The organism is Cupriavidus gilardii, assembly GCF_013314895.1.
In the GTDB taxonomy this organism is placed as follows: domain Bacteria; phylum Pseudomonadota; class Gammaproteobacteria; order Burkholderiales; family Burkholderiaceae; genus Cupriavidus; species Cupriavidus gilardii_C.
The window spans coordinates 83,497-93,267 of sequence record NZ_JABTYE010000022.1; the positions used below are offsets into that span (position 1 = coordinate 83,497).

General features: G+C 66.7%; 13 protein-coding genes, 1 tRNA gene and 1 pseudogene. 3 read left to right on the forward strand and 12 right to left on the reverse strand.

Features of this window, described 5'->3' with window-relative positions:
* The first annotated feature begins 6 nt into the window (after positions 1 to 6).
* The gene (locus HTY53_RS19790) at positions 7 to 519 is read left to right on the forward strand and encodes an RcnB family protein (protein WP_254600032.1); all 513 of its coding nucleotides are present in this window, start codon (positions 7 to 9) and stop codon (positions 517 to 519) included.
* A gap of 162 nt (positions 520 to 681) precedes the next feature.
* Here the strand turns inward: HTY53_RS19790 and HTY53_RS19795 are convergent, their stop codons facing one another.
* Positions 682 to 2,511 (reverse strand): DEAD/DEAH box helicase, encoded by a 1,830-nt coding sequence (locus HTY53_RS19795; protein ID WP_174108215.1) that lies wholly within the window; start codon positions 2,509 to 2,511, stop codon positions 682 to 684.
* 1,054 nt (positions 2,512 to 3,565) lie between these two features.
* Here HTY53_RS19795 and HTY53_RS19800 point away from each other — a divergent pair.
* Together HTY53_RS19800 and HTY53_RS19805 are read left to right on the forward strand one after the other, a co-directional pair.
* Positions 3,566 to 3,640: transfer RNA gene (locus tag HTY53_RS19800), tRNA-Arg, on the forward strand.
* A gap of 300 nt (positions 3,641 to 3,940) precedes the next feature.
* Complete coding sequence (locus HTY53_RS19805; RefSeq protein WP_254600033.1) at positions 3,941 to 4,813, forward strand: tyrosine-type recombinase/integrase; 873 nt, start codon at positions 3,941 to 3,943, stop codon at positions 4,811 to 4,813.
* Here the strand turns inward: HTY53_RS19805 and HTY53_RS19810 are convergent.
* From HTY53_RS19810 to HTY53_RS19855, 11 genes and pseudogenes are all read right to left on the reverse strand, one after another.
* Positions 4,771 to 5,106 (reverse strand): hypothetical protein, encoded by a 336-nt coding sequence (locus tag HTY53_RS19810; RefSeq protein ID WP_174108200.1) that lies wholly within the window; start codon positions 5,104 to 5,106, stop codon positions 4,771 to 4,773. The genes HTY53_RS19805 and HTY53_RS19810 overlap by 43 nt on opposite strands.
* 241 nt (positions 5,107 to 5,347) lie before the next feature.
* A complete protein-coding gene (locus HTY53_RS19815) occupies positions 5,348 to 5,731 on the reverse strand; it encodes a hypothetical protein (protein WP_174108201.1) in 384 nt (127 codons plus the stop codon).
* Positions 5,728 to 6,243 (reverse strand): hypothetical protein, encoded by a 516-nt coding sequence (locus tag HTY53_RS19820; protein WP_174108202.1) that lies wholly within the window; start codon positions 6,241 to 6,243, stop codon positions 5,728 to 5,730. The genes HTY53_RS19815 and HTY53_RS19820 overlap by 4 nt, the downstream gene beginning before the upstream one ends.
* Positions 6,244 to 6,260: 17 nt before the next feature.
* Positions 6,261 to 7,304 (reverse strand): recombination protein RecT, encoded by a 1,044-nt coding sequence (gene recT, locus HTY53_RS19825; RefSeq protein WP_174108203.1) that lies wholly within the window; start codon positions 7,302 to 7,304, stop codon positions 6,261 to 6,263.
* Positions 7,301 to 8,167: a PD-(D/E)XK nuclease-like domain-containing protein gene (locus tag HTY53_RS19830; RefSeq protein ID WP_174108204.1), complete on the reverse strand. Its 867-nt coding sequence runs from the start codon at positions 8,165 to 8,167 to the stop codon at positions 7,301 to 7,303. The genes recT and HTY53_RS19830 overlap by 4 nt, the downstream gene beginning before the upstream one ends.
* A complete protein-coding gene (locus HTY53_RS24980) occupies positions 8,164 to 8,298 on the reverse strand; it encodes a hypothetical protein (RefSeq protein ID WP_302480489.1) in 135 nt (44 codons plus the stop codon). Before HTY53_RS24980 ends, HTY53_RS19830 begins: the two co-directional genes overlap by 4 nt.
* Positions 8,295 to 8,432 carry a hypothetical protein gene (locus HTY53_RS19835; protein ID WP_174108205.1) on the reverse strand — a complete coding sequence of 46 codons (138 nt, stop codon included), beginning with the start codon at positions 8,430 to 8,432 and terminating at the stop codon, positions 8,295 to 8,297. The genes HTY53_RS24980 and HTY53_RS19835 overlap by 4 nt, the downstream gene beginning before the upstream one ends.
* On the reverse strand, positions 8,429 to 8,863 hold the full coding sequence (locus HTY53_RS19840) for a hypothetical protein (RefSeq protein ID WP_174108206.1): 435 nt from the start codon (positions 8,861 to 8,863) through the stop codon (positions 8,429 to 8,431). Before HTY53_RS19840 ends, HTY53_RS19835 begins: the two co-directional genes overlap by 4 nt.
* 126 nt (positions 8,864 to 8,989) lie before the next feature.
* Positions 8,990 to 9,208: a hypothetical protein gene (locus tag HTY53_RS19845; protein WP_174108207.1), complete on the reverse strand. Its 219-nt coding sequence runs from the start codon at positions 9,206 to 9,208 to the stop codon at positions 8,990 to 8,992.
* 88 nt (positions 9,209 to 9,296) lie between these two features.
* Positions 9,297 to 9,479, reverse strand: coding sequence for a hypothetical protein (locus HTY53_RS19850; RefSeq protein ID WP_174108208.1), 183 nt, complete (start codon positions 9,477 to 9,479; stop codon positions 9,297 to 9,299).
* Positions 9,480 to 9,482: 3 nt separating this feature from the next.
* Positions 9,483 to 9,771 (reverse strand): annotated as a pseudogene (locus HTY53_RS19855) (DUF7666 domain-containing protein); the annotation flags it as partial.

Below are 9,771 nucleotides of genomic sequence, written 5' to 3' on the forward strand. Positions count from 1 at the left end.
ATCTCGATGAAGAGGAACCACATGTTGATGGGTTTGCTGGTGGCCGCAGGCGTGCTCGGTTCATCGGTCGGCCTGGCGCAATCCAGCTCCGGCGGCGGCTCGGCCGGCGCCGGCGGGTACGGCGCAGGAGCGGGGGACCAACCCGGGTCCCAGCGGGGCGGCTCGTCCATGGGCGAGCCGCAGACGGGCGGCGCACAATCGGGCGGCTCGCAGCGGGGCGGCTCGCAGATGGGCGGTCCATCGGGACGGACGGCTCAACCCGGCGAGCGCGCCACTCCGTCGGCTATGCCCGGCGGTCCCGGGCCTTCGGCTTCGCCGTATGCCTATGCGCCGGGCCAATGGAAGAAGGGCGATCGCCTGCCGACCGCCTATCGGGACCGTCAGTACGTGATCGACGACTGGCGCTCGTTCCAGCTGGAGCGCCCGCCGAAGGGGCATCAATGGGTCGGCATCGGCAATGAGTTCCTGCTGGTCTCGACCCGCAACGGCACCATCGCCCGCGTCGTTACCGGGCAATAGCGCGCAACGGGTGGGCAACACGTTGGCCCGCCGCACGACGACCCGCGCAGCGTGAGGACGCTGGCGCGGGTTTTTGTTTGGCGCTCGGCCAAAGAAAAAAGGACGTCCGAAGACGTCCTTTTCATTGGCTCGGGGCCCGGCCCCGAACCGGCTTATACCGGCTTAGCGCGAGAAGCGCGAGCGGCCGCCCTGGCCTTGGCCCTGACGCTGGCCGCCGTAGCCGCCACCGTTGCCGCCATGGCGATTGCCAAAGCCGCCGCGATTGCCGTCGCCGAAGCTGCGGGCGCCGTCGCGGCTGTCGCCACGATAGCCGCCGCGATTGCCGTCGCGGTCGCCGAAGCTGCGCTCGGCAGGCTTGCGGTCGCCGAACGGGCGGTCGCCGTATTGACGGTCGCCGAAGCTGCGCTCGCCGAACGGGCGATTGCCGTTGCCGCCAGCGCCGGCGGTGTTGCCGCCGTTGCCGTAGCCGCGCGATTCGCCGCCGCCGAAGCTGCGCGGCGCCTGCTCGCGGTCGCCGCGATAGCCGCCGCTGTTGCCGCCGCCGTTGCCGTAGCCACGCGATTCGCCGCCGCCGAACTTGCGCTCGCCGCCGCGATAGCCGCCACCGCTACCCGGTCGACCGCCGCCGCCCGGCTTGCCGCCGAAACCGGCGCGCGGCTTGGGCGTACGGCGCGGTTCCAGGCCCTCGATCACCGACGCGGTGATGCGATTGTTGGTGAAGCGCTCGATCCGCTTCCACTGGAAGGCATCGTTGTGGTTGACCAGGTTGATCGCCACGCCCGAGCGGCCCGCGCGGCCGGTACGGCCGATACGGTGCACATAGTCCTCGGCCTGCTTGGGCAGATCGAAGTTCACCACGTGGGTGATATCGGGCACGTCGATGCCGCGGGCTGCCACGTCGGTGGCGACCAGCACGCGCAGATTGCCGCGGCGCAGGGCCGTCAGCGTGCGATTGCGCGCGCCCTGGGTCATGTCGCCGTGCAGGGCGCCGGCGGCAAAACCGGTGTCCGACAGACGCTCGGCCAGCGAATCGGCATCGCGCTTGGTGGCGGTGAACACGATCGCCTGCTTCAGCGACGCGTCGCGCAGCAGATGGTCGAGCAGACGCTCCTTGTGCGACATGTCGTCGGTGAAGTGCAGGCGCTGCTCGATATTGCTCTGATCGGCACGCGCCGCCGCGATCTCGATGCGCTGCGGATCACGCAGCTGGCGCGCGGCCAGTTGCGCGATGCGGCCGTCAACCGTGGCCGAGAACATCAGCGTCTGGCGAGTGGCCGGCGTCGCCGCGACGATCGCGTCGATGTCGTCGGAGAAGCCCATGTCCAGCATGCGGTCGGCTTCGTCGAACACCAGCATGTCGAGCTGCGACAGATCGATGCGGCCGGCGTCGATATGGTCGAGCAGACGGCCCGGCGTTGCCACCAGGATGTCCGGCATCTTCGACAGCATCGCCAGCTGCTTCGGATAGGGCATGCCGCCCAGGATGCTCGCGCAGATGATGCGGCGCAGATGGCGGCCGTACTTGGCGGCGGCCTCGGTCACCTGCAGGGCCAGTTCGCGGGTCGGCGTCAGCACCAGCAGCGACGGCTGGGCCGGTGCCGGGCGGGGACGCTTGCCCTTCATCCGCTTGATGGGCTCGTCGGCGCGCGGGCGATTCGGCGCCGGACGCTCGGAAATGCGCTGGATCGCCGGCAGCATGAAGGCCGCGGTCTTGCCCGAGCCGGTCTGGCTCGATACCAGCAGGTCGCGGCCGGCCAGGAAGGCCGGGATCGCTTGTGCCTGCACCGGCGTCGGCACGGTGTAGTTCGCTTCGGCGAGGGCGCGCAGGATCGCGGCGTCCAGGCCGAGCGCGGCGAAGCCGTCGGCTGCCGCGGGCGCTTCCTGCGGGTCGAGGATCGCCTGCAGGCGGTCGAGCGGGCTCGACGCGTTGATGTCGGAAATATCGTTGGCGGAGGCAATAGGCTGCTCCGCACGGAATTCGTGCTGGGTCATGTCGTAAGGGTCTTGATGCATGGCACCCCTGCCATCGGCAAGAGGGTGGGCGCAGTGCAAAGTCTTAAAAAGGCTTCGGCGCCAATCGGAAGGCCGTGACGACAGACTCAGCTGGCAGTACGGCGGCAGGCAGGGGGCAACCGGTGCAAGACCGGAAGCCGGGTCCCTGGCAGGCAAACAGCGACGAGGCTGTTCAACAGGATCGGAGACGAGGCGGCGTCAAGTGAGATGGCGTTCTGGCAAGCGGCGGGTGGTCGAAACAGGTAACAAACGACCGTAGAACCGAGCGACAGAGCTTGAGAGCGGAAGCGGCATCGCCTCTGGCCCGTGGGGCTGGTCGGCGGGTGCACGCTCGCATTGCGAACTCACGGGGCGCATTCTAGCAGAATAAGAAAATTATTGCTGCGCTGCGAAAACATTGGCGGAAAGCGCCTCCGGGCGGACATCGGTATTGTCACCGGCTGCAGGCGAGTCCACGTCTCTTGAATCCCCGAACCCCCGCCCTATACTCGCAGTGTCGACACCACGTGCCGGCACGGATGCGGACACCCTCCCACCCGATGGCCGTCTTCAGCGAGTGCCTCGCTGTTCGCCCTCGGCATCTCCGCAATGCACGCCAGCGCCTTCTTCCTCCGACTGTCCGGGTGGTCCGGATGGGCGGCCGCGACATCGGCGGAACCATGAGGAAGAGGACCTGTACCGTGGCTTGTGGCGATGCCGTCAGCGTCGACCCAGACTGCCCGGCCCGTCCGCAGCCAGCCCGCCAGGACATTGGCGGGCTTTTTCTTGGGCGCGATTCTTTGGGCGACTGGTTGGCTCGACCGGTTGGCTTGACTGGTTGGCTTGACCGGTTGGCGTGAGTGGCTCGCGTGACTGGTTGGCCTGACGGCGTGGCTCGCGCGCGAAATCGCACATTCTGGATCGCGGTCCGGACGCTCGCCGCCAAGTGACTTTGCTATACTCCGCCCCTGCCCCGGCCGCTGGCCGGGCGCGCGGTTCACCGGTTCAGCGGTGGCTGCATCCCAGGGCGTCCCGAGCGATGCCCGACTATCCGCTCGCCGTAGTTCAATGGATAGAACGAGCGCCTCCTAAGCGCTAGATACAGGTTCGATTCCTGTCGGCGGGACCACCCCTCCTTTTAGCATCCCCGAACCTCTCCGAACTTTTCCGGGCAAAGCCTTGTAGAATCTGGCCCGGCGGGCGATTTGCGCCTGAGCGTTCCCGGACCTTTCCGAGCATGTTTTAACGCGCCGTCACGCCAGAATCACGCCATTGGCGTGAAGCCAATAACGGGGGAGGGATGGCGAGCTATCGCAAGCGCGGCACCAGTTGGCGTGCCGAGATCATGATGAAGGGCGTCCGGGCGTCGGAGACCTTCAAGACGAAGGCCGAGGCCGTGGCCTGGGCGACCGCGGAAGAAGCGAAGATCATGGCCGGCAAGGTCACCGCCGACCACACAGTCGCCGACCTGCTGCGCCGCTATGTCACCCTGGTCTCGCCGAAGAAGTCGCCGCGCGCCGCGCGCTGGGAGCACAACCGGGTCGAGGCGCTGATCCGGGACGAGCCGAAGCTGGCCGAGAAGAAGCTGATCGACGTGCGTGCCGCCGACTGGGCTGCGTGGCGTGACAAGCGGCTCAAGGAGGTGGCCGGCAGCACCGTGGCGCGCGACCTGAACCTGTTCTCGGCCTGCTTCATGACGGCCAAGCGGGAATGGGGCTGGATCCATGAGAGCCCCATCAGCGGCGTCTCGCGGCCCAAGGAGGAACAGCCACGCTCGCGCCGGCCGACGCAGGACGAGATCGATCGCATCTGCCACGCCCTCGGATACGACCAGAACGAGACGCCGACCACGGCTACCGCGCGCTGCGGCGCCGCCTACCTGTTTGCGATAGAGACCGCGATGCGCGCGGGCGAGATTGTCGGCATCCGGCCCGAACACGTCTTCCGGGACAAGCGGTATGTGCATCTGCCGAAGACGAAGAACGGCACGGCCAGGTCGGTACCGCTGTCGTCGCGCGCGCTACGCATCATCCAGCAGCTCGAGCCGCTGGCAGATCAATTCGAAGGGACGGTGTTCGGGCTGACGAGCGCGCAGCTCGACGCGCTGTTCCGGAAGGCGAGGGACAAGGCCGGGGTCGAGGGTCTGACCTTCCACGACTCGCGGCGGGAAGGCCTGACCCGGCTGGCCAAGAAGTTCAACGTGATGGAGCTCGCGAAGATCAGCGGCCACCGCGATCTTCGCATCCTGCAGAACGTCTACTACGCTCCGACGGCGGAGGATCTGGCCGCCAAGCTGGATTGACCGGACCGGCGCCGGCCGCCGCGCGGCGCTGCTTCCTTGTGCGACTCGACCCACTCGATGACCTCGCACGCCTTCCACATCGGTTTGCCGACGCCGGCCTCGCCGGCCGGCAGCCGGATCGCCGGCGGGAAGCTCGGCAGGCAGACCACGCGCTGGCGCACCACGTCGGGATTGCGGTTCAGGTAGGTGGCAATCATCTCGATGGTCCACAGCTTGATGGACAGCGGCACGGCCGGCTGCATGCGCTCCTTGAGGGCATCGGCGAGTTGGTCGATCAGTTCAGCGGTTTCCATGCTGGTGCTCCAGATTCCAATACTTACGGGTCAATTCGATGATGCGTGCTGCTGCTTCGGTCATTCTTCTTGGTCTTCCGCGCACCAATCGCAGTCCCATGCCGGCGATACCCCATGCCGGCACGGCTTGCTTTCGTCGTGATACTCGGCCTCCGGCTCTTCAAACTCGTCAAGGTCCGTGTCTCGGATTCGGTTTTTGGTAGTCATCTGTCGACCTCCATCACGCATTGCACCCAGGCAATCATGCGCCCGCCAGCTCGTCGTCATGGTCCAGCAGCCGATGCCGGAACCGCGGCAGCTTGATGCGAACCGGTCGCGTCGCTATGCCCCAGGCCTCCAGCAGCTCGTCGAAGCGCAGGCGCGGCCGGCTGCATCCCTCGCGTGCATAGACGTCGCGCTCGAGCTCGGCGCGCAGGGCCTCGACGTTGGCTGCCGAGTACTCGCAGCAGTGTTTGCCGCGTCCCTCGAATCGCTCGACCCGGCGCACCATGTTGCCGAGCAGTCGCAGGTTTCGCGTGACCCTGTTGGCGCTGCTGCCGATCTCGCGGGCGAATTGCGCCGCGACGATGTGCTGGCCATCGAGCAGTGCGGTGATGACGCGCTCGCGAATGGTCGGTTCACTCATGCCGCCTCCCTTTCATCCAGTTCAATCCGAATCTGCGTCGTCCGGATCAGGTCGTTTGCGTACTGCAACGTCATTTCTAGCGACTCGGCGCGCAGCACCTTGATCGCCTTGCGCACTGCTGTGATGTCGGCCATTTCCAGCGGCATCGCATAGCGCAGCTTCCGAGCCAGCAGCCGCAGCGGATCCAGCGGCATCGGCCGATGCTGCCGCATGGCGTGCGTATGGAAGGCGTCGATGATTCCCTCGATCGCCGGCGCGGTCTCGTAGTAGTGGCCATCGTTGGGGTCGAGGAAGATCGGTGTTCCATCGCGGGTGGCCATCACTTCGCCGTCTCGCTCGATCGCGTCGAGCATGGATTCGAGCGGGTTGAACACCGCGGCCACCCTCCAGGGTTCGGAGCGCAGCTTGACGCCGCCCGAGTTCCACTTCGGACGGTACGGCTTGCGGGGCTTCTGGCTTCTGCTCATGGCGTCACAGGAATAAAAAGGCGGGCGCGCCAGCCGGGGGGACATGACGCGCCGCAGAAGGGTTATGCGCCGGTGATCTCGTCGCGGCGCGCGTGGTAGATGTCGAGCAGCGGCGCGGCCACGTCTTGCGGCAGGTCGCGCAGCTCGTCGGCCATCAGGTCCAGCGTCTCGACGTCCTTGCAGGCGCGCAGCTTCTCTGCGAAGCCGTTGGCGTCGAAGTCGATCGGCACGTCGCCAGGCTGGTTGTCGATCTGGGCAGGGGGCTCATCGTCGCCCTCGGCATAGTCGGAGGCCGGCGTGATGTAGTCCCCTTCGAGCACGTTGTCCAGCGCCTGGCTTTCGCCACGCGCATGCAGGCCGTCGAGCGCCGACGCGTTGGCGAGCTCGATGCTGACGGGCAGATACTTGAACAGCCGGCGCAGGACCGTCTTGCGGCCCATTTCCTCGTAGTGCTGGCCCCACACCGTCTTTTCCTTGTCGCGCGCGAACTTGTAGTTCTGGCTGGCGTCACGGATCTCGTTCACCTGCTCGGCACTCATGACCTCGAACGCGTGGCCGCCGCCGACCAGCTTTGCCACCGCATAGAACGCGACAACCCGGCCGCGGCCCGACATGGCCGGCTTGTGCTCGAGCTTCTCGTCCAGCCCGTAGGCATACTCGAAGTGGTCGCCTTCCCGCACGGCGTGTGCCGCGATGCTGACGACCTGGCCGGAGCGGCGCGCGAGGTCGATCAGGCCCTTGTAGCCGATCACGATCTGCGTCTCGACCTTGTCGGTCACCCACCTGCCGTTCTGTTGCTTCTTCTTCTCGAACGGAATCAGATACGCGTGGCCCAGCGGTGTGTTCGGCTCCAGGCCCAACTGCGAACATTGCACGACGGCGCCCATCAGGGACTCGACAGTGCATTCCATCAGCTTCGGGGTGGTGCGCAGGGCGCCGAGCGCGATCTTGAGCATGCGGTCAGGGCTGACGTGCTTGGGCAGCACCGCTGCGAGCGTCGATTTCTGCGACTCGAAGAAGGTCTTCACGCTGCCGATGCCGGCTTGCGCGGCCACCATCTTGGAGGTCTTCTTCAGTTCTGCGAGGTTGGTTTGTGCCACGGTCATTCCTCGTTGCGGTTGGTGGTTGCCCAGGCGGGCAGGCTGATGATTTCGATCTGGTCGCTGTAGCCGGGCCACTGGTTGATGCGCAGGCAGTCGGCGTAGCAGGCAAGGTCGAGGCGGTATGCCGAGCGGCCGGCGTCCTTGGCGGGGTCGTCCAGCATCAGCGCGCAGGCTGCGAACGGGTATTCCGTCTCGACCGCGACGAAGATGAACCCCAGCACCGGCCGGCCGCTGGCCGCGGCATAGCCGTCGGTGTAGAAGGCGTCCTGCACGTGGTACCGCTTGCGCGCGATCTGGCGCCGGAATTCGGCCGGGCTCGCGTCCGAGTAGGTCTTGAGGTCCAGCAGGATCACGCCGGCGTCGCCGCAGTCGTGCACCCAGTCAGGCCGGCAGCGGCACTGCACGCCGGTGTCCGGGTCCACCCACAGGGCGGTGACCTCGGCCGCGCCGACGGCCAGCGCGTCGCAGACCTCCGGTAGCCGGCGCACAGACTCGGCCTGGCGCAGCGCCGTTTCGTACTGCTCTTCCTTGATGATCACGGCGCCCGGCCGGAGCGCGGCCATCTCGGCCACGTAGTCCTTCCACTTGTTCGTGTTCCGATTCCAGTCCGGCCCCACGATGTAGCGCTCGGCGAAGCTCTCCGGCTCGAGCACCATGCAGTGCGCAAGCTGGCCCTCAAGCTGGCCGGCCTTCTCGCGCGGCGCCGGCCGTGCCGGGTCGATGTGCCGCGCGTAGGCGATCGCCGGCGACTGCGCCACGCTGTCGAGCACGGATTTCGAAGCGCCGGGCAGCCGGTGGTATTCGTCGATCGGCACGCCGTGATGCACGCCGGTCCAGGCCGCGATCGTTGGCAGCGGGGCGTTCATGCGACACCCATGTAGAGAGGCTGATCGGCCCAGCCCGCGATGCCGTGGGCCAGCAGCAGGATGAAGATGACGATCCACGGCGCCGATTTCGGATGCGCCTCGGCGAAGCGCTCGAACCAGTTTCCGATCACAGGTAGGCCCTCACGATGTAGATGACGTTGGCGATCAGCAGCACGCCGATGGCGATCCACGCGCCGGTGCGAAAGCGCCGCAGGTTTCGCGCTTGCCGTGCGCGCAGGGCGTTGAAGTCTTCGATGTCGATCACGACTTGGCCTCCCTGGCGGCGAGTTGCGCATCAGCCCAGGCGGCAGGCCATTGGATATACCGCTGCTTTCCGCACTCCTTGTCCCACTCCCGGGCGGCCTTTTCCGCCGCCTTCCGCTTCTCACCGTATGCGCGCAAAGCGGCGCTGCATTCTTCGGGCGCGTAGTCATAGAGTTCGCTGTTCCAGTCGCGCTGGTCGTCGGCCGAAAGCTCGGTGAACGCCGGGAACTCCGGGCGCGGAGACATCACCGGCTCGAACCACGGTTGCGGCTCGGCCGGCGCGTGTGCGATGAAGTAGTCGCGCAGGGTCATGCCCTGGAAATCGACTGTGCTGCCCGGGGGAAGCAAGACACCCAGTGCCACCATGTTTCCATCGGTGCAGTTCTCGATATGGACCGGGAACGCCGGTCCGCCATCGTTGATCTTTGCCATCCTTATCTCCTCAGTGCCCGCAGGGCAGATTCCCGTTCTCGTCCGGCTCTGCGCCGCAGCTCAGGCACACGCGCTTGAGCAGCGCTGCCATCAGCCGCACTAGGCCGGCTTCGGTCCATTGGTGCGTCATTGCACTGCCTCCAGATGTTCGCGGCACATCGCCTTGATGGCTTCACGGTCGTAGTTACGGTCGCCAAGCCTGGCGTCGGTATGGCTGCCGGCGAACTGGACGTAGACGCCGCGCACAGCGATCTGGCCTTGCTCGACTTCGTAGATCACCGACAGCTCGTAATGCGGGCTGATCGCCGGGCCGTCGTCGCACTCGCGGGTAAAGCTGTAGCTCATGCCAGCACCACCCACAGCAGCACAGCGAGCGCCGCGACCAGCGTCGGCACCACGTACACCAGCAGGGCCATGCAAAGGGCGTAGCGGCTCATTGCTGCTGCTCCTTGGCGCGGGCCAACGCTTCGTCTGCCTTCGTCCACGCGGCGGAGATTGCTTCATCCGGCGGCGGGAAAGGCCCGCGCAGTGCGACCAGCGCTTCCAGCGCATCCACCAGCTCCCGCATCAGGCACTCGTGCGCGGCCTGGCGCTTCACGGCTTCGTCGGTCGTCATGACTCACTCCACCTCAACGAACTCGCCGGCTTCATTCAGCGAGTACCACGTGTCAGGCTTGATGCCGTCCTGGCCCGCGATGGCTGCTCGGATATGCAGAATGCGGGCGTAGTCGTCGCCGTCCGCCTCGGTGTCGCGGTAGCAAAGCACGATGGCGCTACCAGCCGACGCCCGGGCCTTCCCTTCGACGCCGCACGCCATGGCGACAGAGTGCTTGCCGGTGCTGCTGGCCGCGCCGTAGTCGCCGGTGCTGCTGGCCGCGCCTTGGTAGCCGGTGCTGCTGGCCGCGCCG